At 45.7% G+C, this 23,114-nt stretch carries 25 protein-coding genes; 17 read left to right on the plus strand and 8 right to left on the minus strand.

Annotation, left to right across the window (positions count from 1 at the left end):
- The first annotated feature begins 104 nt into the window (after window positions 1-104).
- The 4 genes from pheS (at window position 105) to F9L33_RS09055 (ending at window position 5,774) form a co-directional block, all read left to right on the plus strand.
- Window positions 105-1,178 (plus strand): phenylalanine--tRNA ligase subunit alpha, encoded by a 1,074-nt coding sequence (pheS, locus tag F9L33_RS09040; RefSeq protein WP_152142539.1) that lies wholly within the window; start codon window positions 105-107, stop codon window positions 1,176-1,178.
- Entirely contained in the window at window positions 1,175-3,589 is a 2,415-nt protein-coding gene (gene pheT / locus F9L33_RS09045; protein WP_152142426.1) for a phenylalanine--tRNA ligase subunit beta, read from the plus strand. Before pheS ends, pheT begins: the two co-directional genes overlap by 4 nt.
- 95 nt (window positions 3,590-3,684) lie before the next feature.
- Entirely contained in the window at window positions 3,685-5,292 is a 1,608-nt protein-coding gene (locus tag F9L33_RS09050; protein WP_152142427.1) for a GMC family oxidoreductase, read from the plus strand.
- A 32-nt stretch (window positions 5,293-5,324) separates the two neighbouring features.
- Complete coding sequence (locus F9L33_RS09055) at window positions 5,325-5,774, plus strand: YtoQ family protein (protein ID WP_152142428.1); 450 nt, start codon at window positions 5,325-5,327, stop codon at window positions 5,772-5,774.
- Here the strand turns inward: F9L33_RS09055 and F9L33_RS09060 are convergent, their stop codons facing one another.
- Window positions 5,775-6,476 (minus strand): glutathione S-transferase N-terminal domain-containing protein, encoded by a 702-nt coding sequence (locus F9L33_RS09060; RefSeq protein ID WP_152142429.1) that lies wholly within the window; start codon window positions 6,474-6,476, stop codon window positions 5,775-5,777.
- Window positions 6,477-6,636: 160 nt separating this feature from the next.
- Between F9L33_RS09060 and mscL the strand changes: the two genes are divergently transcribed.
- Window positions 6,637-7,023, plus strand: a complete 387-nt coding sequence (gene mscL / locus F9L33_RS09065) for a large conductance mechanosensitive channel protein MscL (RefSeq protein ID WP_152142430.1) — start codon at window positions 6,637-6,639, stop codon at window positions 7,021-7,023.
- A 52-nt stretch (window positions 7,024-7,075) separates the two neighbouring features.
- On the opposite strand, the gene ald is transcribed toward mscL, so the two are convergent.
- A complete protein-coding gene (ald, locus tag F9L33_RS09070; protein WP_152142431.1) occupies window positions 7,076-8,194 on the minus strand; it encodes an alanine dehydrogenase in 1,119 nt (372 codons plus the stop codon).
- A gap of 144 nt (window positions 8,195-8,338) precedes the next feature.
- On the opposite strand from ald, the gene F9L33_RS09075 reads away from it, so the two are divergent.
- Window positions 8,339-8,797, plus strand: a complete 459-nt coding sequence (locus tag F9L33_RS09075; protein ID WP_152142432.1) for an Lrp/AsnC family transcriptional regulator — start codon at window positions 8,339-8,341, stop codon at window positions 8,795-8,797.
- Here the strand turns inward: F9L33_RS09075 and F9L33_RS09080 are convergent.
- Together F9L33_RS09080 and F9L33_RS09085 are read right to left on the minus strand one after the other, a co-directional pair.
- The gene (locus F9L33_RS09080) at window positions 8,794-9,123 is read right to left on the minus strand and encodes an AzlD domain-containing protein (protein WP_226804052.1); all 330 of its coding nucleotides are present in this window, start codon (window positions 9,121-9,123) and stop codon (window positions 8,794-8,796) included. The two genes, F9L33_RS09075 and F9L33_RS09080, sit on opposite strands and share 4 nt — an antisense overlap.
- On the minus strand, window positions 9,120-9,833 hold the full coding sequence (locus F9L33_RS09085; RefSeq protein WP_152142433.1) for an AzlC family ABC transporter permease: 714 nt from the start codon (window positions 9,831-9,833) through the stop codon (window positions 9,120-9,122). The genes F9L33_RS09080 and F9L33_RS09085 overlap by 4 nt, the downstream gene beginning before the upstream one ends.
- 103 nt (window positions 9,834-9,936) lie before the next feature.
- On the opposite strand from F9L33_RS09085, the gene F9L33_RS09090 reads away from it, so the two are divergent.
- From F9L33_RS09090 to glp, 4 genes are read left to right on the plus strand one after another with little or no spacing between them, the layout of a single operon-like run.
- Window positions 9,937-10,758: a formate dehydrogenase accessory sulfurtransferase FdhD gene (locus F9L33_RS09090; protein ID WP_193222009.1), complete on the plus strand. Its 822-nt coding sequence runs from the start codon at window positions 9,937-9,939 to the stop codon at window positions 10,756-10,758.
- Window positions 10,755-11,378: a molybdenum cofactor guanylyltransferase MobA gene (gene mobA / locus F9L33_RS09095; RefSeq protein WP_152142434.1), complete on the plus strand. Its 624-nt coding sequence runs from the start codon at window positions 10,755-10,757 to the stop codon at window positions 11,376-11,378. Before F9L33_RS09090 ends, mobA begins: the two co-directional genes overlap by 4 nt.
- Window positions 11,375-11,872, plus strand: coding sequence for a molybdopterin-guanine dinucleotide biosynthesis protein B (mobB, locus tag F9L33_RS09100; RefSeq protein WP_152142435.1), 498 nt, complete (start codon window positions 11,375-11,377; stop codon window positions 11,870-11,872). The genes mobA and mobB overlap by 4 nt, the downstream gene beginning before the upstream one ends.
- Complete coding sequence (gene glp / locus F9L33_RS09105) at window positions 11,872-13,137, plus strand: gephyrin-like molybdotransferase Glp (protein WP_152142436.1); 1,266 nt, start codon at window positions 11,872-11,874, stop codon at window positions 13,135-13,137. Before mobB ends, glp begins: the two co-directional genes overlap by 1 nt.
- On the opposite strand, the gene F9L33_RS09110 is transcribed toward glp, so the two are convergent.
- Both F9L33_RS09110 and greA read right to left on the minus strand, forming a co-directional pair.
- Window positions 13,134-14,138 (minus strand): hypothetical protein, encoded by a 1,005-nt coding sequence (locus F9L33_RS09110; RefSeq protein WP_152142437.1) that lies wholly within the window; start codon window positions 14,136-14,138, stop codon window positions 13,134-13,136. The genes glp and F9L33_RS09110 overlap by 4 nt on opposite strands.
- A 35-nt stretch (window positions 14,139-14,173) precedes the next feature.
- On the minus strand, window positions 14,174-14,644 hold the full coding sequence (gene greA / locus F9L33_RS09115; RefSeq protein WP_152142438.1) for a transcription elongation factor GreA: 471 nt from the start codon (window positions 14,642-14,644) through the stop codon (window positions 14,174-14,176).
- Window positions 14,645-14,851: 207 nt separating this feature from the next.
- On the opposite strand from greA, the gene F9L33_RS09120 reads away from it, so the two are divergent.
- The 3 genes from F9L33_RS09120 (at window position 14,852) to F9L33_RS09130 (ending at window position 19,122) form a co-directional block, all read left to right on the plus strand.
- A complete protein-coding gene (locus F9L33_RS09120; RefSeq protein ID WP_152142439.1) occupies window positions 14,852-16,507 on the plus strand; it encodes an electron transfer flavoprotein-ubiquinone oxidoreductase in 1,656 nt (551 codons plus the stop codon).
- Between the two features lie 112 nt (window positions 16,508-16,619).
- The gene (locus F9L33_RS09125) at window positions 16,620-18,311 is read left to right on the plus strand and encodes a tetratricopeptide repeat protein (protein WP_152142440.1); all 1,692 of its coding nucleotides are present in this window, start codon (window positions 16,620-16,622) and stop codon (window positions 18,309-18,311) included.
- Window positions 18,301-19,122 (plus strand): 4-(cytidine 5'-diphospho)-2-C-methyl-D-erythritol kinase, encoded by an 822-nt coding sequence (locus F9L33_RS09130; RefSeq protein WP_152142441.1) that lies wholly within the window; start codon window positions 18,301-18,303, stop codon window positions 19,120-19,122. The genes F9L33_RS09125 and F9L33_RS09130 overlap by 11 nt, the downstream gene beginning before the upstream one ends.
- Here F9L33_RS09130 and F9L33_RS09135 read toward each other — a convergent pair.
- On the minus strand, window positions 19,119-20,057 hold the full coding sequence (locus F9L33_RS09135) for a polyprenyl synthetase family protein (RefSeq protein ID WP_152142542.1): 939 nt from the start codon (window positions 20,055-20,057) through the stop codon (window positions 19,119-19,121). The genes F9L33_RS09130 and F9L33_RS09135 overlap by 4 nt on opposite strands.
- Before the next feature lie 113 nt (window positions 20,058-20,170).
- Here F9L33_RS09135 and F9L33_RS09140 point away from each other — a divergent pair, with 113 nt between their 5' ends.
- The 3 genes from F9L33_RS09140 to F9L33_RS09150 all read left to right on the plus strand — a co-directional run bounded on the left by F9L33_RS09140 (window position 20,171) and on the right by F9L33_RS09150 (window position 21,395).
- On the plus strand, window positions 20,171-20,392 hold the full coding sequence (locus F9L33_RS09140; protein ID WP_152142442.1) for a DUF2007 domain-containing protein: 222 nt from the start codon (window positions 20,171-20,173) through the stop codon (window positions 20,390-20,392).
- Window positions 20,389-21,150 (plus strand): tRNA1(Val) (adenine(37)-N6)-methyltransferase, encoded by a 762-nt coding sequence (locus tag F9L33_RS09145; protein WP_152142443.1) that lies wholly within the window; start codon window positions 20,389-20,391, stop codon window positions 21,148-21,150. The genes F9L33_RS09140 and F9L33_RS09145 overlap by 4 nt, the downstream gene beginning before the upstream one ends.
- Window positions 21,151-21,230: 80 nt before the next feature.
- Window positions 21,231-21,395, plus strand: coding sequence for a YdcH family protein (locus F9L33_RS09150; protein WP_152142444.1), 165 nt, complete (start codon window positions 21,231-21,233; stop codon window positions 21,393-21,395).
- A 71-nt stretch (window positions 21,396-21,466) separates the two neighbouring features.
- On the opposite strand, the gene F9L33_RS09155 is transcribed toward F9L33_RS09150, so the two are convergent.
- Window positions 21,467-22,294, minus strand: coding sequence for an EAL domain-containing protein (locus tag F9L33_RS09155; protein ID WP_370452106.1), 828 nt, complete (start codon window positions 22,292-22,294; stop codon window positions 21,467-21,469).
- 148 nt (window positions 22,295-22,442) lie between these two features.
- On the opposite strand from F9L33_RS09155, the gene F9L33_RS09160 reads away from it, so the two are divergent.
- Window positions 22,443-23,015 carry a DNA-3-methyladenine glycosylase I gene (locus F9L33_RS09160; protein WP_152142446.1) on the plus strand — a complete coding sequence of 191 codons (573 nt, stop codon included), beginning with the start codon at window positions 22,443-22,445 and terminating at the stop codon, window positions 23,013-23,015.
- Window positions 23,016-23,114 lie beyond the last annotated feature (99 nt).

Below are 23,114 nucleotides of genomic sequence, written 5' to 3' on the forward strand. Positions count from 1 at the left end.
GACCCTTGAGCTGTCGATAAAACGACAGCGGATTGGGTTGCGAATTTAGGGGGCTGTGGTATCCATACCTCCAAGTTAATAAGGGATAAAAACCGATGGATGGTCTGGACGCATTAAAGTCAAAATATCTAGAGGGCATCATGGCGGCAGGCGATGAAAGCACTTTGGAAGATTTACGTGTAGCGGCAGTTGGTAAAAAGGGTGAAATTAGCCTCAAAATGCGCGAACTGGGTAAGATGACACCAGAGGAGCGCCAAGTGGCAGGCCCTGCGTTGAATGCTTTGAAAGATGAAGTGAACTCTGCGATTGCAGGAAAGAAAACAGCGTTGGCAGATGCTGCATTAAACGAGCGTTTGCAGTCTGAATGGATTGACGTGTCTTTGTCTGGCCGTCCACGCCGTCAAGGAACCATTCACCCAATTTCACAAGTAACGGACGAGGTTGTTGCGATCTTTGCATCCCTTGGGTTTGGTGTTGCTGAAGGTCCGCAGATCGAAAATGATCACTATAACTTTGATGCGTTGAATATCGCACCAGAACACCCTGCACGTCAGGAACACGATACGTTTTATATGCACCGCGCAGCGGATGATGATCGTCCGCCGCATGTTTTGCGTACGCACACATCACCTGTTCAAATCCGTCATATGGAAAAACATGGTGCGCCGTGTCGCATCATTTGTCCTGGCCGTGTGTACCGTGCGGATTATGACCAGACGCACACACCCATGTTCCACCAATACGAAGGTCTTTGCATCGACAAGGGCATCAGTATGGCGAATTTGAAATGGACTTTGGAAGAATTCTGCCGCGCGTTTTTCGAAGTGGATGATGTGGAGCTGCGCTTCCGCGCGTCACACTTCCCATTCACGGAACCATCCGCCGAGGTGGATATTCGGTGTTCATGGGACAAAGGCCAGTTGAAAATCGGCGAAGGCGACGATTGGATGGAAATCCTTGGCAGCGGCATGGTGCACCCGAAAGTACTGCAAGCGGGCGGGATCGATCCAAACGAATGGCAAGGCTTTGCCTTTGGTATGGGCATCGACCGTATTGCGATGCTGAAATACGGTATTCCTGATCTGCGCGCGTTCTTTGACAGCGACCTACGCTGGTTGCGCCACTATGGGTTTGCCTCACTTGATATGCCGAATTTGCATGGGGGGATTTCACGATGAAATTCACATTCTCTTGGTTGAAAGACCACCTCGACACTGATGCTTCTATGGATGACATTCTATACGCGCTGACAGACCTTGGTTTGGAAGTCGAAGATGTTGTAAACCCAATGGATACGCTGAAAGATTTCACTGTTGGGTATGTGAAGCATGCCGAAAAGCACCCTGATGCTGATAAGCTGCGGGTGTGCAAGGTGGACACGGATGAGGGTGAATTGCAGATCATCTGTGGTGCACCGAATGCGCGTGAAGGTATCCATGTGGTTGTCGCAAAGCCTGGCGTTTACGTGCCGGGTATTGATACGACAATCGGTGTCGGAAAAATCCGTGGGATTGAATCCTATGGCATGATGGCATCAGAGCGTGAGATGGAATTGTCTGACGAACATGATGGTATCATTGAGCTAGCGGATGAACCTGCTGTGGGCTCGAAATTTGTGGATTACTTGGCTGCAAATGCACCTGATAAAATTGACCCGATGATCGAAATTGCGATCACACCGAACCGTCCAGATGCGTTGGGTGTGCGTGGTATTGCGCGTGATTTGGCAGCACGTGGTTTGGGGGTGTTGAAACCTGAACCGACTGTTGAAATCAAAGGCGGGTTCAAGTCCGATATCAACGTGACCATTGATGCGGATGTTCAAGCCAAAGGTTGCCCTGTGTTCACAGGTCGTTTGATTAAAGGTGTTAAGAATGGCCCAAGCCCTGCATGGTTGCAGGCACGTTTGAAAGCGATTGGTTTGCGTCCGATCTCGACATTGGTCGATATCACGAACCTGTTCACATATGAATATAACCGCCCATTGCACGTGTTCGATGCGGATACGGTCAAAGGTGATCTGCGTGTGCATTTTGCGGCTGGTGGTGAAAAACTGATGGCGTTGGATGACAATGAATACACGTTTGATGCGGGTATGATGGCGATCTCTGATGATAACGGTGTGGAAAGCATTGCGGGCATCATGGGTGGTTTGCCATCTGGCTGTACGGATGACACGGTGAATGTCTTCCTTGAAAGCGCATATTGGGATCCGATCACGATTGCGATGACAGGTCGTAAACTAAAAATCAATTCAGATGCACGTTATCGTTTTGAGCGCGGTGTTGATCCTGAGTTCACGCCTAAAGGTTTGGATTTGGCTACGGCTTTGATTATAGAGCTATGTGGTGGTGAAGCGTCTGACATGATTGTGGCGGGCGACGTCCCAGATAGGACACGCAGTTATAAGTTGGATACAGACCGTGTTAAGTCATTGGTCGGGATGGATATTCCTGCTGATGAACAACGTGCAACGTTGACTGCTTTGGGTTTTGACCTGAAGGGTGAAGATGCGTTCGTCCCGAGCTGGCGCCCTGATGTATTAGGTGAGGCTGATTTGGTGGAAGAGATTGCACGTGTTGCATCTTTGACTAAGTTGCAAGGTGTGCCATTGCCGCCTTTGACGGAAGGTGTTCCAAAGCCTATTTTAACGCCAATGCAACGCCGTGAAACAATGGCGCGTCGTACAATTGCGGCTTTGGGCTACAATGAATGTGTGACTTACTCCTTCATCGATAAGCCAAGCGCTGAATTGTTTGGTGGTGGTTCTGATGCAGTAATGGTCGGTAACCCGATTTCATCTGATATGAGTCATATGCGTCCATCACTTTTGCCAGGTTTGTTACAGGCCGCTAGCCGTAATCAGGCACGTGGTATTATGGATATGGCTTTGTTCGAGGTTGGCCCAGTGTTTCACGGTGGCGAGCCAGAAGAACAAGAGGTTTTGGCAACAGGTTTGTTGATTGGTCACACTGGCCAACGTGATGCACACGGCAGTCGCCGTGCCGTGGATACTTATGATGCAAAAGCGGATGCAGAGGCAGTTTTGTCTGCCATTGGCGCGCCAGAAAAACTTATGGTTCTGCGTGGTGCGCGTGAATGGTGGCACCCAGGCCGTTCAGGCAAGTTGTCATTGGGCCCAAAGAATGTGCTGTGTGCTTTTGGTGAGGTTCACCCGAAAATCTTGGATGCAATGAATGTTAAAGGCCCAGCAGTCGCTTTTGCTGTACATGTGGCGAGGTCGCCGTTCCCGAAAGCAAAATCTGCAACACGTCCTGCGTTGAAGATTTCTGATTTGCAATCTGTTGAGCGTGATTTCGCATTTGTTGTGGATAGCGAAGTGGAAGTATTGGCAATGATCAATGCAGCCAAGGGTGCTGACAAAGCGTTAATCACGGATGCCTATGTGTTCGATGTGTTCAGCGGTGAAAAGGCCGAGGCACAGATGGGCGAAGGCAAGAAATCGGTTGCGATTTCTGTGCGCTTGCAACCAACTGATACGACGTTGACCGATAAAGATATCGAAGCGGTGAGTGCTAAGGTGATTGAGAAAGTCAGCAAAGCCACTGGTGGTACGTTGCGTGCATAAAGGAATGGGGCGTTGCTTGGTTGAGTGACGCCACGTTTACCCTTCAAGAAAGCCAAACCCTATTCTAGGCTCCGTCCATTCTGTGGGAGGAATAGATGGAATTTGATTATGTGATCGTTGGTGGTGGCTCTGCGGGTTCAGTACTTGCAAACCGTTTAAGCGCTAATCCAAAGACAACAGTCTGTCTGATAGAAGCAGGCGGTGGTGGCGATAGCATTCTGGTACGTGCACCTGCATTGGTCGCAACGATGGTTTCTGGACGACCGAAAATCAACAACTGGGCATTTACCACGGAACCGCAAAAACATTTGAACAACCGCATGGGATTTCAACCGCGTGGCAAGGCCTTGGGTGGTTCGAGTGCTATGAATGCCATGCTTTATGTACGTGGACATCAAAAGGATTATGATGAATGGCGCGACCTTGGCTGTGAAGGTTGGGGTTGGGATGATGTCCTGCCTTATTTTCTGAAAGCAGAAGGAAATGAGCGCGGCGCAGATGATTTACACAATGGCGACGGCCCGTTGAAAGTGCGGGATCAATCAGAACCGCGTGCGATCACGGATGCATTTATTAAGGCAGCGGAAAGTCTGCAAATTCGGTTTAATTCTGATTTGAACGGCGTGGATCAAGAAGGTTCTTGTATTCCACAGGTCACTCAGCATTTCGAAGGCGATAAAGTCGGCGAGCGTTGTTCAGCGGCATCTGCATATTTGTTTCCTGTTATGGCTTCGCGCCCTAATTTAAAAATCATGACCAAAACCCAAGTGAATAAGATTGTGATGGAAGGTAAGCGCACAACGGGAGTTGAGATAAAATCTGGAAATGGGTCAAAAAACATCAAAGCCCGTAAAGAAGTTATTCTTAGTGCAGGTGCATTTGGTTCACCGCAATTGTTGATGTTATCTGGTATTGGGCCAGTGGATGAATTGAAGAAACACGACATTGATGTTGTGCATCAGCTATCTGGTGTTGGTCAAAATTTGCAAGATCACTTGGATTATATCGTCAGTTATCATTCGAAGCGTTCTGATGTTGTCGGCCTAAACCCTGCTGGGTTGTTCCGATTAACCAAAGCAATGTTCCAATGGAAACGTGATGGAAGCGGGTTGTTTGCAACACCATTTGCTGAAGGCGGGGCGTTTGTTAAATCGGACCCTTCTATCGATCGTCCAGATCTACAGTTGCATTTCATTCCTGGGATTGTGGATGATCATATGCGGAAGATTCATTTTAAGGATGGTTTTAGCTGTCATGCTTGTGTTTTGCGCCCTAAAAGTCGGGGTGCGGTCGGGTTGAAAGATAAAGAACCAAGCTCTGCACCGCGTATTGATCCTAATTTCCTAAGCGATTCAGAAGATATGGAATTGCTGAAAAAAGGCGGTCGTATAGTTGAGCGTATTATGGAAACGGATGCGCTGGCGCCATGGCGTGGAAAAAGGCTTTATAAAAATGACGGTAGCGATGCCGCTTTAGAGGCTGACATTCGCAAACGTGCGGACACAATTTATCACCCCGTGGGGACTTGTAAGATGGGGGTTGATGAGATGGCTGTTGTTGATAGTGCCTGCCGCGTACATGGGGTTGATGGACTGCGGGTTGTGGATGCATCTGTTATGCCGCGTCTTGTTGGGGGAAACACGAACGCGCCTACAATTATGATTGGTGAAAAGGTTGCTGATATGATCTTGAACGGTGTATAGCGGCAGCAACGGAATTCATATTAGGAAATGTTATGTCTCTAAATGTTTATTTATCAGGTGAAATTCACACTGACTGGCGCGATCAAATTATCGAAGGGTCTGCTGGTTTGAATGTAACGTTCAACAGTCCTGTGACAGATCACGGCGCATCTGATGATTGCGGTGTTGCGATTTTGGGCGAAGAGCCAAATAAGTTTTGGCATGATCGCAAAGGCGCGCAAATCAATGCAATTCGGACCCGCAAAGGTATTGAAGAAGCTGACGTTGTTGTTGTGCGTTTTGGCGAAAAATACAAACAGTGGAATGCTGCATTTGATGCGGGTTACGCGGCTGCTTTGGGTAAGTCGCTGATTATCCTACATGGCGATGATCATCAACATGCATTGAAAGAGGTTGATGCGGCTGCATTAGCCGTGGCGCAAGAGCCGCATCAGGTTGTTGATATTCTGCGTTATGTTTTGCAGGGCACTTTGCCAGCTTAATCAATCGCGTGGTGGGGTGACGAGGCCAACTTTGACCGCAGGACGTTCCAAGAAGCGTTCCAAATATGCGGGGACGTTTTTCAAGTCACTCCAACTCACTAAATCGGCGGCATCATAGAAGCCGATGATGTTGCGCAGCCATGGGGCGATTGCAATATCGGCGATTGAATAGTCGCCTGTGACCCAGTCTTTGCCCTCTAATTGCTGATCTAATACTCTTAATATACGTGCGCTTTCGTTGGCATAGCGTTCTTTGGGGCGGGGGTCTTCGATGTCTTTTCCTGCAAATACGTTAAAGAAACCAAGTTGCCCGAACATTGGCCCCAGACCACCCATTTGGAACATCAACCATTGGATTGTTTCGTATCGTTTGGCTGGATCTTTGGACAGGAATAGTCCTGTTTTTTCCGCCAAATAGATTAAGATCGCACCGCTTTCCCATAGTGGTAATGGTTTTCCGTCTGGTCCATTCGGATCAATAATAGCGGGGATTTTATTGTTTGGGTTGAGCGACAAAAATTCAGGTGTCATCTGATCATTTGTATCAAAGCTCACCAGATGTGCTTCGTAAGGTAACCCTGTTTCCTCTAACATAATGGATGCTTTAACACCGTTTGGTGTTGTTAGAGAGTAAAGCTGAATGTGATCTGGGTTCTTTGCAGGCCACCGTTTTGTAATTGCGAATTTTGATAGATTTGACATGAAATTCTCCTAATTTATGGAAAACATCGTGATTTCAATAAGAAGATACAAGCTGATTTAGTTGTTTTAGAAGAAATACCTTGAAAAATGAGACTTTAACACCCAATTATAGCGCCACGTCCCCCAGACAACTGGAGGATGAATAAAACAGGGGAAGAGAATGTTAAACGAATTTAAGGATTTTATTGCCAAGGGCAATGTAATGGATATGGCTGTCGGTATCATCATCGGTGCCGCATTCACTGCAATCGTAGGATCATTGGTTGCGGATATTATCAACCCGATCATCGGCATCTTTATGGGTGGTATAGATTTTTCTGGCCTAAGTGCAAAAGTTGGTAGTGCTGAATTGACTTATGGTAACTTCATCATGGCAATCATCAATTTCTTGATCATTGCATTTGTTGTTTTCATGCTTGTACGCAAAGTGAACCAAATCAAAGAAGCAACTGCAAAAGCTGAAGAAGAAGCAGCACCTGCAGAGCCAGCTGGCCCAACAGACAACGAATTGTTGGCAGATATTTTGAAAGCTTTGAAGAAGAAGTAATCCCTTCTTCGATAATTTGAAAAGGCCCGCCTGTTTCAGCGGGCCTTTTTTATTACATTTTTAATGCAAGACTTGGCGCAGTTACATCCAAGCCTAAAGCTTTACCAACTGCGAAATATGTAAGCTTACCTGCATGTGTGTTTAGGCCGTTCAGCAGATGTTCATCATCTTCACAAGCTTGCTTCCAACCTTTGTTTGCCAAAGAAATCATGAATGGCATCGTGGCGTTGCCCAAAGCGATTGTTGATGTGCGTGCAACGGCACCTGGCATGTTGGCAACGCAGTAATGCATAATGCCATCAACCTCATAAATCGGATCATCGTGTGTTGTTGCTTTGGATGTTTCAAAACATCCACCTTGGTCAATGGCAACATCCACCAATACGGAACCCGGCTTCATTGTTGAAAGTTGCGCGCGGCTGACAAGTGTAGGGGCAGCAGCACCTGGGATAAGAACCGCACCAACAACGATGTCTGCTTGGGTGATGAGTTCCGCAGTGTTTTCACGAGATGCATAGCGTGTTTTAAACTCATTGCTGAATGCATCATCAAGGTAGCGCATACGTGGCATCGACATATCCAAAACAGTCACGTCAGCACCCATACCAGCGGCAACACGTGCTGCATGTGTACCAACCACACCACCGCCGATCACGGCAACAGTTGCGGGTTTAACGCCTGGTACACCGCCCATTAAAACACCCCGTCCGCCGTTTGCTTTTTGCAATGTCCAGCTGCCAACTTGTGGCGCAAGTTTCCCCGCAACTTCGGACATTGGGGCAAGCAAGGGCAATGCGCCATTGCGGTCTGTTACGGTTTCATAAGCGATAGCTGTAACACCACTTTCCAACAGGTCGTGTGTTTGTTCGGGGTCTGGTGCCAAGTGCAGATATGTAAAAAGGATCTGATTTTCACGCAATTGTTTGCGTTCTACAGCCTGTGGTTCTTTAACCTTAACAACCATATCTGCGGTCGCAAAAACCTCTGCTGCTGTGTCCACGATGCCAGCACCTGCTGCAACGTATGAAGCATCATCAAAGCCAGCACCTATGCCAGCATTCTTTTCGATGATAACTTTATGGCCATTGCTCACCGCTTCCATAGCAGCTGCTGGTGTCATCCCGACACGATACTCTTGATTTTTGATTTCTTTGGGGCATCCAATAAGCATGACGACTCCTGTTGCTTATACTAATTAATAACAAAACTATCACACAGGTTATTTAAAAATTATTTGTTATATTTCTAATAATTTTGCAATTATTCGAATAATCTATTATTTAAATCGTAAAACACGCTTAAAGGTTTCAATAATATGAATATTGATGAAATAGATCGTCGAATCCTAAATACGTTACAACGCTCTGGGCGTATGTCTAACGCTGATCTTGCGGAGAAGGTTAACCTATCTCCATCAGCCTGTCATCGCCGTGTTCAACAGCTTGAAAAAAAGAAAATCATCAAGGATTATGTAGCTCTTTTAGATGCTCGCGAAGTGGATCGCAAATCAACTATCTTTGTTGAAATTACTCTCTCTGGTCAGGCTGATGCGCTGCTTGAAGCATTTGAACGCGAAGTGAAGCTGATCCCTGATGTGTTGGAATGTCATCTTATGGCGGGTACAGCGGATTACTTGTTGAAAGTGGTTGCCGCAGACACCGAGGATTTTGCACGCATTCACCGCAAATATCTTGCGCGTTTACCTGGTGTCGCGCAACTGCAATCCAGTTTCGCGTTGCGCACCGTTTTTAAAACGACGGCACTGCCAATTTAACCTGTGAAATATTGCACTGCGTAAAGAACGCCAAAGCCAGCAACAACAGTACCAACAACACTGCGTTTCCAAACGCCGATTGTGATTGCGGCAATGGTTGCTAATATTCTGGATGCATCAGGTGACCCGCCTGTGGCTTCTGGCCATAGGATTAGGGGTGCAATCAAACCTGGTAAAATAGCAACGCCCACATAACGCAGATGACGTAAAAACCATTCTGGCAATTCGCGGTTTCCAAGAAGGCCAAGGAAGGAATAGCGTATGAACAATGTGCCGATGCCGAGACCCGCAATGACTGTCCAGATTTGCACTTGATTTGTAATCATTTCCGCCTCTCCAGTTTCAGTTCAGCATATGCGCCAACCATCATTGCAATGATGCCTGCGATGATCAGACCAAGGCTGTAAGGAACCCAAGTTAAGGATAATGCAGCTATTATGGATGTTAGAGCAGCCAATACTTGTGGCATGGTTTTAAGCATTGGGGCGACAAGGGCGATGAAACAAATTGGCACGGCGAAATCGAGTGAAAATGCATCAGGGATAGATGCGCCTAATGCTGCACCTAAATAAGTTGCAACGTACCAAAGCGGGGCAATGGCGAGTACAACGCCAAAGAAATAAGCGACTTTGTTCTCGACAGGTTGGTTTGGTTGTTCATCAAATTCTTTCGCTGTCAGGGCGTATGCTTGATCGACTAAGAAATAAGAGATTACAAGTTTTAGCCCAGTTTTCACTTTGCCAAAATGTGGAACCAGAGCGGCGGAATACATTGCCATGCGCAAGTTCACAGCCAATGAAGTTAGGATCACAATCACTGTTGGTGCGTTATCTGTCAGCAGTGCAAGGGCACTAAATTGGGATGCACCAGCAATGACCAAAACGGAAAACGACATAACCTGAAGAATGTTCAAGCCAGCTTCGGCACCCACAACGCCAAAAAGCGCGCCAAAAGGCACAACGATCAAGATAAAGGGCAAGCCTTCGCGAAAACCGCGCCAAAAGACGTTTTTCGTATGGGATTTCATGTCAGACATTCTAATATCGTGCTCTTGGAAGATGATCGTAATAGGTCTAAAGGATATCCACAGACCAAACCTTTTGGAGACAAGATTGTCCATAGCAAAAAACAACGGTGGTATGATTATTGCGCCCGATGCATCTGCGCCTCGGTTGACGCGTGCTGTTGTTGGTGTGGATGAGAACGGCGCAGACATTACGATGCCTGTTATCGAAGAACGTCCGTTGACGATTTTCCTGAATGGGCAAGAGATTGTTACGGCAATGACAATCGGGGATTATCCTGAGTATCTGGCATTAGGGTTCTTGCGTAATCAGCGGATGTTAAGTGCCGATGAAGATGTGCTTGGCGTGGATTATGATGAAGAGTTGGAAACGGTTGTTGTCAGAACTGCGACTGAGACCAATTACGAAGAAAAGCTGTCTAAAAAAACACGTACGTCTGGCTGTGCTGTTGGAACTGTTTTCGGGGACATAATGGATGGTTTGGATCAGGTATCCCTGCCGCAATCCAAAGTTCAAACATCATGGCTTTATGAATTATCCAAGAAGATCAACACGACACCTAGTTTGTATTTAGAAGCGGGCGCGGTACATGCTACAGTACTTTGCCAAGAGAACCGCCCTTTGGTTTATATGGAAGATGTTGGGCGTCATAACGCGGTGGATAAAATTTCGGGTTGGATGGTTTCTGAAAACATCACGCCTGAAGATAAGATTATGTATACAACGGGTCGTTTGACATCAGAAATGGTGATTAAAACGGCGCTAATGGGTATTCCAGTATTGGTATCGCGTTCTGGTTTTACGGCGTGGGGTGTAGAGCTGGCTAATCAAGTTGGATTGACGCTGATTGGGCGCATGAAGGGGAAACGTTTCATGTGTCTTAGTGGCAAGGAGCGTTTGATTTGGGATCACGCCTTTGATGGGGATGCAAAATGACTGTGATTGCAGGCATCGTGTTGGCGGGTGGCTTGTCTACGCGAATGGGCGGACAGGATAAGTGTTTGATGCAATTGGGTGAGCAAACCCTTTTGCAACAAACAATCAGCCGGCTATCGCCACAGGTGGATATGATTGCGGTAAATACGAATAGTGATGCTGCGGAATATGAACAAACTAATTTGCAGATTTTACCTGATACATTCGAAGGATTTGCTGGGCCTTTGGCTGGTGTTTTAACGGGTATGGAATGGGCTGCGGATAATGGCGCAGATTACATTGCAACTGTTGCTGCGGATACGCCATTTTTCCCAACAGATTTGGTGCAAGTTATGCGCAAAGCTTTGGCTGATCAGTCGGGTGCAATTGCAATTGCGGAAACACCTGCGGAAGATGCGCGATTTTACAATCACCCAACGTTTGGCCTATGGCCTGTTGCATTGAAAGATGACCTGCGTGATGCGCTAGAGAATGGTGTGCGTAAAGTGATACAATGGGCGAAACCACATGGTGTTGCGAAAGCGGCGTTTTCATCAGACCCGTTTGACCCATTTTTCAATGTGAATCGCCCAGAGGATTTCCAAAAGGCTCAGGAATTTTTAAAGGAATACAATCTATGAAAATCTTTGGGATCGTAGGGTGGAAAAACTCTGGTAAAACCACGATGGTTGCTGGGTTGGTGACAGAATTGAAGTCACGTGGGTATTCCGTCTCGACGGTGAAGCATGCCCATCATGCTTTTGACTTGGATCAACCAGGTCGTGACAGTTACAAGCACCGTGAAGCAGGTGCGCAAGAAGTGCTGATCAGCTCGGGCAATCGTTGGGCGTTGATGCATGAGTTGCAAGATGAAGAAGAGTTTCAGCTGGATGAGCTTTTGATCAAAATGGCTGCAGTAGACTTGGTATTGGTCGAGGGTTTCAAGAAAGAACCGCATCAGAAAATTGAATGTCACCGCGAAACATCTGAGATGCCATTGATTTGTGCAAAAGATGATACGATTGTTGGGGTCGCTACAGATGTAGAGGTGGACACGCTTGATTTGCCTGCATTGGATTTGAATGATGTTCCTGCTGTGGCTGATTTTGTTTTGAAACAGGTTGGATTAAAATAATGGCTGTGCCTCCACTCAAAAACAACTGTTTTGCAATGCCTGCGGGTGTTGAGTGGACACCTGTTGATGATGCGTTGGATCATATCAAAAGCGGTCTACATCCTGTTGTTGAGCCTGAAATGGTTTCTGTCAAAGATGCTTTGGGCCGTGTGGTTGCAGATACAGTTTTAGCAAAACGAAACAATCCACCAATGGCCAATTCTGCCGTGGATGGCTATGGTTTTGCCTATGATTGTTTGCCAGATAATGATGTTATAGAACTACCGCTGCAATCTGGTGTGGCTGCTGCGGGCATTCCGTACAGTGGTATCGTGAAAGCGGGACAGGCGATACGTATTTTAACAGGTGCGATTGTACCTGCCGGCGTTGATACTATCGTTTTGGAAGAAGACATTGTTTTCAATGATGCCGAAACGGGTATCGTTTTTAGATCTGGTTTAAAACGCGGTGCCAATATGCGCCGCGCGGCAGAGGATTTTGCGACTGGTGATGCTGTATTTGATGCGGGGCATGTATTGCGCCCACAAGACTTGGCATTGTTAGCAGCTGCAGGGGTTTCAGAGTTATCAGTATATAAGCCTTTGCGCGTTGCTGTTATCTCTACTGGTACAGAGCTTGTCGAAGTTGGTAAGGTTGCACGTCCAGATCAGATATTTGATGCGAATAAACCAATGCTTTTAAGTTTGATCAAACGTTGGGGGTTTGTCCCAGTTGACGGTGGCCATTTTGAAGATGACCCTGATGTGATCCGCGAAGGGTTTAATCAGGCAGCTCAAAACGCAGATGCAATTTTGATTTCTGGTGGGGCATCAGCGGGTGATGAAGACTATGTTTCAAAGCTGCTGGGTAATGAGGGTGTTTTGCACACTTGGCGTGTTGCTGTGAAACCAGGACGCCCTATTGCAATGGCATTATGGAACGGCGTCCCTGCATTTGGATTCCCTGGAAATCCTGTTGCCGCATTTGTGTGTGCTTTGATTTTTGGCCTGCCAACTTTGAAAGTGTTGTCAGGACAATCCAAGACAACAATTCAATCCTTCCAAGTTCCTGCTGCATTTGAGAAATCGAAAAAGGCAGGGCGACGTGAATATTTGCGCGCCCGCATGAATGATGATGGACACGTAGAGGTGTTCAAATCAGAAGGGTCTGGACGTATCTCTGGGTTGTCTTGGTCGAATGGTTTGGTTGAGCTACCAGATGAAGCGCTGAAAGTTTCAAAAGGGGATTTGGTAACTTATATCCCTTATACGTCTTTTGGAATTTAACGCGCGTTAAACGCACCTGATACACGACCCAAAAGCATAAAGGCCAAAGCACTGCGTGTTTTACCCATTTCTGTTAGCTCTGTATTTTCAGCCGTTTTTTCAAACTCACGTAGAACCGCATCAAACTGCGTAAGGAATGTGTGTACGGTTTCACGAAATTCAATATCATGCTTTAGGCGGGTATTGGCCAAAGTTAATGCTGTGCGGTCGCGCACCATACCCAATGCTGCAACATCTTTGCCGCGAATGCCTTTTGCAAAACTACGCCATGCAGACGCGGCTGGTTTTTCCACACGTAGATCATCAACGTAAATGCCGTCTTGTGACAGCATGGTCAAAACATTCTGCGCTTCTGAAATCAGTTTAGATGTTGTGTGATCACCTTTGGCACGACGCAAAGCTTGGAAACCATCGACATCGTGTTCGTTGTCAGGGAAGTTTAATGCTTTGATCAATTCGCGAATTGTGATGGGTGCATTTGATGTTTTCTTGTCATTTGGTAATGGCAAATTTGCCTGATTTTCATCTACAACTTCTGCGATCTTTTGAGATAATGCCGAAGTGTTGCGCGGTGCAGGGATTTCATCACGTTCAGCAAGTGTTTTCTCTGTTAGAATGCTTAAACGGTGATCTGTTTGTTTTGTCATTGCAGTAATTTGTGCAAGCTGACTTTGTATCCACCGATCACGTGTTTCTGATTCTTCTGCGACCTGAATTTGCAATGTCTTGCGCATCTTTTCCACGGATGTCCGCATGTCATTTGTTTCTCGGCGCATCGTTAAAAGGGACTTTGCGATAAGTGCGGCCATCCATAAAAGGATGATTGGTAGTAATAATCCAACAAGAACAAGTGCAGTTAAGCTTTGATCGCGACTCAGTTCGTGGATTACATTTGGGTACGCCAAATACATCACAAGGCCACCAAGAGCCCAAATCACAGTCAGGGCGAGCGCAATATAAACTGCCGCTTTTTCGCCGTTGGTATCAGATGTACTCTTCATGCTAGCAAGGCCAGTTCTTGTAAAATTAGGGTCGTTTACACAAACTTTACGCTTACGATTTCATAGTATTTCGTGCCACCCGGTGTGCGTACCTCGACACTATCGCCTTCTTCTTTACCAATCAATGCGCGTGCGATAGGTGAATTCAAATTTAAAAGCGCACGTTCAATGTTTGCTTCGGTTTCCCCAACGATTTGGAATGTTTTTTCTTCGTCAGTGTCCTCGTCTGCAATGGTAACTGTTGCGCCAAATTTTATCGTGCCAGATAATTTTGACACATCAATGATTTGCGCAAGGCCAATAATGCCTTCCAGTTCTTTAATCCGGCCCTCAATGTGGCTCTGTTGTTCACGTGCGGCATGGTATTCAGCGTTTTCGGACAAGTCACCATGTTCACGTGCCTCAGCAATCGCTTTGATCACGGCGGGTCTTTCAACAGACTTCAACTGTTTAAGTTCTGCATCAGCTTCATTAAAGCCGCGCGCTGTCATAGGTATTTTATCCATACTGCCCTGCTGTATCTTTATTTTCAGTAGCGCACTGTAAAATCGCTTGAACTCTAGTGCAAGCGAAAGCTTTAGGGAAAAAACGTGAAAAATGGTGATATTTTTTCATTTTACGTCGCGTTGACGTTTTCATTTGGCTTGAAAACTTGGTAAGAGCCTTGTCTAAGTTATGAATATTCAGCGGTGCATTTGTAGAGGGAGTCCAAGATGGCCGAAATAGAACGTGAATCCATGGAGTATGACGTTGTCATCGTAGGGGCAGGACCAGCTGGTCTGTCAGCCGCTATTCGATTGAAGCAGTTAGACGCCAATTTGGAAGTAGTTGTCTTGGAAAAAGGGTCAGAAGTCGGCGCTCATATCCTGTCTGGTGCTGTATTAGATCCAGCGGGTTTGAATGCACTTATCCCTGATTGGAAGGAAAAAGGCGCGCCGATTAAAGTGGAAGTTAAAGAAGATAACTTCCTGAAGTTGTCCGAAGGTGGAAGCTCTAAGTTGCCAAACGCAATGATGCCACCATTGATGAACAATCACGGCAACTACATTGTTTCTATGGCAAACGTATGTCGTTGGATGGCGGAACAAGCAGAAGGCATGGGCGTAGAAATATTCCCAGGTATGGCCTGTTCTGAATTGGTTTATGGCGACAATGGTGAGCTTAAAGGCGTTGTTGCTGGTGAATTTGGTAAAGCCAAAGATGGATCAGAAGGCGCTGGTTATGAACCTGGCATGGAATTGCATGGTAAATATGTGTTCTTGTCCGAAGGCGCACGTGGTTCATTGTCTAAGCAAGTGATTGCGAAATACGACCTTGCAAAAGATGCGGACCATCAAAAATACGGCCTTGGTATGAAAGAAATCTGGGAAGTGAAGCCAGAGAACCATAACGAAGGCGAAGTCACACACACTATGGGTTGGCCTTTGGGCGACGCGACTGGTGGCTCATTCATGTACCACATTGACAACAATCAAGTGTATGTTGGGTTCATCGTAGATTTGAACTACAAAAACCCACATATGTTCCCATACATGGAATTCCAACGTTGGAAACACCACCCAGCAATTGCTAAGGTTCTAGAAGGTGGTAAACGCGTATCTTATGGTGCACGTGTTGTGACCAAAGGTGGCATCCAATCTATTCCAAAAGCATGTTTCCCAGGTGGCGCATTGTTGGGTTGTTCTGCAGGTGGCTTGGTAAACTTGCCACGCATCAAGGGTAACCATAACGCGATGCATTCTGGTAAAGCGGCTGCTGAAGCCGCTTACGAAGCAATCCAAGCGGGTCGTTCAGGTGATGAACTGACAGGCTATGATACTGAATTGCGCGAAGGTCCAGTTGGTCAAGACTTGAAGCCTGTGCGTAACGTTGCACCATTGAACGGTAAATACGGCCCTAAACTTGGCATGATGTTGGGTGGCTTCGATATGTGGTGCCAAACATTGTTTAAGTTCAGCCTATTTGGTACGGTTTCACACGGTAAAGACGATGCAGGCTCTACAGGCAAAGCATCAGATTATGCACCGATTGAATACCCAAAACCAGATGGCAAACTGAGCTTTGACCGTCTGACAAACGTAAGCTTCTCTGGTACAAACCACGAAGAAGAGCAGCCGTGTCACCTTCAATTAGCGGATGTGAAAATCCCTGTTGATGTGAACTTGGCTGAGTTTGCAGAACCTGCACAACGTTATTGCCCCGCAGGTGTTTACGAGATCATTCGTGACGATGATGGATCAAATCCAAAATTCCAAATCAATGCGCAAAACTGCGTGCATTGTAAGACTTGTGATATCAAAGACCCAAGTCGGAACATCACATGGGCAACGCCACAAGGTGGCGAAGGTCCAAACTACCCTAATATGTAATCACATATTTGCAATTCACGGCCGAGTTTCCAAAAGTTGATGGAAGCTCGGTTGTATTGCTGACTTATCGCAGCTAGGCTTTGTTTCGAAACTTATTCAGGAACCTCGCAGAATGCGTATAAAGCCACTATTACCTCTTCTTTTGGCCACTAGTTTTATCAGCGCTCCTATAGCCTCTTTTGGTGAAGGTGTTGCAGGATCATATTTGTCTGCAAACCAAGCAAACAGAAGTAATGATTATGCGGCAGCGGCTGAGTATTATTCAAAGGCTTTATTGCAAGACCCTGATGATGGTTTTATCTTACAAAACGCACTGTTGGCTTATGTTGCCATTGGCGAAATGGACAGTGCGATACAGCTGTCCGATGAAATCATAAAGCTAAAATTTGGTAGTCAATTATCAGATTTAATGCTTTTAGCGTCTCAAACCAAAACAAAGAAATATGATGAAGCACTGGGTTTATTGGAAGAATCCAAAGATCGTATCAGCCCATTATTAAGCGGTTTGTTGATTGGCTGGATACATGTTGGTGCAGGGGATATGTCTGCTGCCACTCAGCATTTCGATAGCATGAAAGAACCAGATGCATTGCGTATTTTTGGCCAATACCACAAAGCATTGGCTGTTGCGACAGCTGGTGATTTTGAGCTTGCGGATAAGTTGATTCATGCGGATGGCGAAAACACATTGCATGTTAACCGTGGCAGCATCATTGCCCATGCACAAATCATGTCACAGCTTGGTAAGTTCGAAGAAGCAGAAGCTTTAGTAACACGTAGTTTAAGTGGTACAGCCGATCAACAATTGCGAAGCTTACTGCAGAAAATGCAAGCCAAAGAAGCCGTACCTTTTACATTCGTTAAGACGGCAGGTGACGGTATTTCAGAAGCATTTCTTACGCTGGCCAGCGTATTAAGCGGTGAAGATGATGAGCGTTTATCTTTAATATATGGGCGGATTGCACAATTCTTGCGTCCCGATAACATTCAAGCGATTTTATTGCTTTCTGATATTTTACAGGGCCAAGAACAATTTGACTTGGCAACAGGTTTATTAGCAAAAGTGCCAACGACTCATCCACTATATTTGAATGCAGAAATCAGCCGTGCAGATACTTTGCTGTCTGCGGATAAACCTGATGCAGCTATTGCTGTATTGCAAGGATTGGCGAATTCCCATCCGAATGTTGCACGTGTCCAAATGGTACTGGGTGATGTCTATAGTGATGAGAAAAAATTCCGCGAAGCCAGTAAGGCGTATTCAAAAACGATTTCAATGCTTGAAGATGAAGGAGGGGCGCAATGGTTTCTTTATTACGCTCGCGCAGTTTCATTTGAACGGCTGGATGAATGGGACCGTGCAGAAACAGACTTCAGAAAAGCATTGGAGTTATCACCAGATCAACCCGCTGTTTTGAACTACCTTGGGTATTCCTTGGTTGAAAAACGCATGAAGCTCGAAGAGGCTCAAGAGATGATTGAGCGTGCTGTGAAAAGCCGTCCAAATGATGGTTTTGTAACAGATAGCCTTGGATGGGTTTTATATCGCGTCGGCAAATTTGAAGAGGCGGTCGCCCCAATGGAGCGTGCAGTAGAGCTTGTGCCAACGGACCCGATCATCAATGACCATTTAGGAGATGTGTATTGGAAAGTTGGCCGTACACGTGAAGCACGTTTTCAATGGAGCCGGGCGTTGTCATTTAATCCAGAAGATGAAGATGCCGTTCGCATTCGTCGTAAGTTAGATGTTGGTTTGGATGAGGTTTTGTCACAGGAAGAGGCTGAAGTCTCAAATGCGAATTAACGAGTTAGCTCGAGCTAAGATTAATCTTTGCCTGCATGTTACTGGACAACGAGATGATGGGTATCATTTGTTAGATAGTCTTGTTGTTTTCGCGGATACTGGGGATGATATTTCAATTAAAGCGTCCGTTGGGTTTTCATTGGAAATTGATGGACCTTTTGCTGAAGGGCTAAGCGCTGGTTATGATAACCTTGTATTAAAAGCTGCAAAGCTTTTTGAACCTCATTGTGAGGGGGCTGCAATAACTTTGACGAAGAATCTGCCAGTGGCTTCTGGTATTGGTGGCGGTTCAGCGGATGCCGCAGCAACTTTGCGTGCAATGGCCAAGATGACGGGCGCAGAGTTGCCTAAAGATGCAGGATTGTCATTAGGCGCTGATGTACCTGTTTGTTTGGCAGAGCAAAGTTGTCGGATGCAGGGTATTGGTGATCAGATCACACCTATACAAAATGTACCCCAGATGGCTGCTGTGTTAGTGCGCCCGAATATTGCCGTATCAACGCCAGTGATTTTTAAGGCGATAAGTAATAAAAATAATACAGGTATCATGGATTATGATCATACTGATATTATTAAGTATCTTAAGAAACAGCGTAATGATTTAGAGTTACCCGCACGCGCCTTTGCGCCAGAAATCGGTATGTGCTTACAAGCCTTAAAAGATCTAGGTGCGTTATTGGCGCGAATGTCGGGATCTGGGGCTACGTGTTTCGGTATTTTTGAAACTAAAAAAGATGCAACAGACGCCTCAAATAAACTTGCAAAAGCTCATCCAGATTGGTGGGTAAAAGCATGTTGCTTAGGTGATTAAACCGCGCGTTCAACCACGTAATCGGTCAAATCGCCCAACAAGTCACGCATTTCAGATTGTGGTAGATCAACCAAAGCGGCTTTTGCTTTATTACCCCAATAAATTGCAGCATCACGTGTCTCTTCCAATGTGCCGTGCTTTTTCAATAACTCCATTGCGTGTTCAAGGTCACCATCTTTTTGCTCGCCCTTGGCAATGGTGCGATCCCAAAACGCACGTTCACCAGCATCTGCCTTTGCAATTGCCTTGATCACAGGAAGCGTCAATTTACGTTCACGGAAGTCATCGCCTGTATTTTTTCCAAGTGATGCACTTGCACCACCATAGTCCAATAGATCATCTACGATTTGGAAACTAATCCCCAAAGCATCGCCATATGCGTGTAACGCAGTTGTTTCTTTGTCGCTTGCAGAAGCAATCACACCACCAACTTCTGTAGCTGCAGAAAACAGAGCGGCTGTTTTGCCGCGAATGACTTTAAAGTACACCTCTTCGGTCGTGTTCGTATCTTGAGCGGCTGTTAATTGCAGAACTTCGCCTTCAGCAATCGTAGCAGATGCATTGGCCAGAATATCCAGAACACGTAGCGAACCTGTTTCCACCATCAATTGAAATGAACGAGAGAATAGGTAATCCCCTACAAGGATCGAAGATTTATTGTCCCATAAAAGATTAGCTGTCTTTTTTCCGCGACGCATATCGCTTTCATCAACAACATCATCATGAAGTAGTGTCGCTGTATGAATAAATTCTACAGTCGCTGCTAAGTGCACGTGATATTTGCCTTCATAACCACAAATATGTGCTCCAGCTAAAGTCAACATTGGGCGTAAACGTTTGCCACCTGCTTCAACCAAATGAGCAGTTACTTCTGGAATGCGTGGTGCATTTTCGGATGCCATGCGCCCTTTAATCAAGGTATTTACAGAAGCCATATCATCGGCAAGTAATTCAGTCAGGCGTTCAACAGGTTTCTTCACGTTTTATTTCCCACTCATATTCATGCCGAAGCTCGACAAACTTGCTTTCATCAGGTTAATCATTCCCTATGAAAGAACTCTTTAGAACCACCGACCCGACTCTTATACCATTCGCATCAGCAATGCTCCGCGCAGAGGGTATAGAATGCTTTGACCTAGACGTCCATATGAGCATTCTAGAAGGCTCAATAGGGGTGATGCCAAGGCGCTTGATGGTAGCAGACCAAAATTATTTTCGGGCCAGTGCAATTTTGCGTGATAATGACGTAGAAATTTCAGACAAGCCATGAGACAAATAGGCAGCGATATTACCCAAGATGCTTTTCTTGGTGGCGCGTTGCAAATACGGCAACCAAAAGTGGGATATCGAGCGGCAACGGACCCTGTTTTCCTAGCTGCAAGCGTTCCTGTTAATTCTGGCCAGACGGTTTTGGAATTGGGGTGTGGTGTTGGTGTGGCTATGTTGTGCCTTGGTTTTCGAGTGCCTGATTGCAGTATTACAGGCTTAGAAATTCAACCTGAATATGCAGAATTAGCACGTGAAAATGCATGTATGAACAATATTGACGCGGCGATCGTATCTGGTGATTTGATGCAAATGCCACAAGAGTTACGCGATCAAAGTTTTGACCATGTGATGTTTAATCCCCCATTTTATGATGAAGGTAAAGTTACTACACCTAATGATAGTGGGAAATCGCAAGCCTTTGTTATGAGCCTAGATATTTCTGATTGGGTCAAGGTTGCGATGAAACGCTTAAAACCCAAAGGGCGCTTAACATTTATACACCGTATTGATGTATTACCCAAAGCTTTGGGTGCATTGGATGAAATTGCTGGTGATATAACCATAAAGCCATTGGTTTCACGCGAAGATCAGTCAGCAAAGCGTATCATAGTTACATGTCGAAAGGGAACAAATGGGCCGCCCATATTACGGCCCCCTTTCGTCATTCACAATTCAGAAACACATGATGCAGATGCAGGCGCGTACTCTAAAGTTGCGGAAGGTGTTTTGCGAAATGGTGATGCTTTACCGATTTCATAAGTAGATAACATATTCAACCGTGACACGACTCGTTTTTTGTGCTCAACTTTATTTGTTCATTTAAAAGAAAGAGGTGCTACATGAGTAAGGGTTCCCATATTATCGAACTCCAAAGAAAACACGAAAACCTTTCCGATCAAGTGGAAAAAATACAAAGCCGACCAAGTGCAGATCCGCTGCAGGTCGTGTCTTTGAAGAAGCAAAAGCTTAAGATTAAAGAACAAATTGAACGATTATCAGTCTAAATGAAAGCCGGGGTTGCCCGCCGCGTTTACTGAAAACAACTATGCCAAACGTGGCGCACCCCGAAATATATCTAGATATACTGTTGTAATGTAGTTTCGTGCTCTCGCCAGACAGGAACAGTTTCTGGGCGACCGATCACATATCCTTGCAAACAGTCAAGCCCGAGGTTTTGTAAAAAAGACATTTCCTCTGGTGTCTCCACACATTCAGCAACAGAAAGCATATCAAACTGATTTGCGATGGCGACTAAGGCGGTCGTTAAGACCTGATTGTCTGGGTCTTCGTTAATGTCACGTATGAACTGTCCATCGATTTTAACAATGTCAAAATGAAACTGTTTTAAAAACCGAAACGCAGTGAAACCCGCACCAAAATCATCCAAGGCAAAAGAGATGCCGCGTTTGTGTAGGTTGGCCATGAACACCTTGACCAATTCAGGCATCATCATTGCGCTATCTTCCGTGATCTCAAGAATTAATCGTTCGGCAATTGTGCCATCCATTGATAGCCCTTTTTCAAGCGTTTCCATCCAGCGGGGATACCCGATGCTACGCGCAGACATATTAATGGCCAAGCGTAGTGTTGGGCATTCTGACAAAGCATTCAAACCCATTTCTAACGCCAAACAATCAATGATGCGCCCTGTTTCCAGCGTTTCAACGATAGAGATGAAGTCGCGCGCTGGGATGATTTCACGCGTGTCATCCATTATACGAATAAGTCCTTCGTAAAAGGCGGGCTTCAAAGGGTTACTAGCATGTACAATGGGTTGATAGGCCAACATGACATTCCTGCGAGCAATTGCGCGAGTGACCGTATCAATGATTGGTTCCTTACGCTTCTTTTGGGCATAGTCCAGCGGGCTACTTGGGTTTTTGGTGTTATAAAAATCGTCAATCTTTGGCACTTTAACATGCTCCCATCAGGTCTATTTCTTTCTGATATGACGGTTTCTTTCCTAATTTGACGTTAAATGTTCCAATTTTGTTCTAATTTTAGTAAACTGTACTACGAATATGCAATATATTGAAAAAAAAGGATATATTATGGTAAACCGCTGCGAATGGGTTGGAAAAGAAGCAATTTATATAAAATACCATGATGAAGAATGGGGTATCCCAGAGCATGATCCACGCGCTTTGTGGGAAAAATTGGTACTTGAAGGGTTTCAAGCAGGGCTAAGTTGGATCACGATCTTAAGAAAGCGCGAAGGGTTTCGCGCTGCTTTTGCCGACTTTGACCCGCATAAAGTAGCAGAATTTACCGAAGAAGATGTTGAAAGATTGCTTCAGGACGAGGGCATTGTGCGCCACCGTGGTAAAATCAATGCGACAATCAAAGGGGCACGTATTTGGCAAGAGATCGAGGCGGATATTGGTTTTGATAAATACATTTGGGATTTTGTGGACGGCAAACCCATTCAAAATGAATGCACCAGTTTAAAGGATGTACCTGCCTCAACTGACCTGTCCACACATATGTCAAAGACCCTCAAAAAACGTGGGTTTAATTTTTGCGGGCCTACGATCATCTATGCCTTTATGCAGGCCGTTGGGATGGTGAATGATCATACGACGGATTGCCATTGTTATGAAAAAGTCAGAGCAATGGGGCGTTAACCTTTATCAAAAACCTAAAAATGAGCCGTATGCTTTGCGTATGGCTCCTGTATGGAAAGCGTATGGCACTTATATGGGCGCCATAGATTAACCATTGCT

The sequence above is a fragment of the Amylibacter sp. SFDW26 genome, assembly GCF_009184395.1.
In the GTDB taxonomy this organism is placed as follows: domain Bacteria; phylum Pseudomonadota; class Alphaproteobacteria; order Rhodobacterales; family Rhodobacteraceae; genus Amylibacter.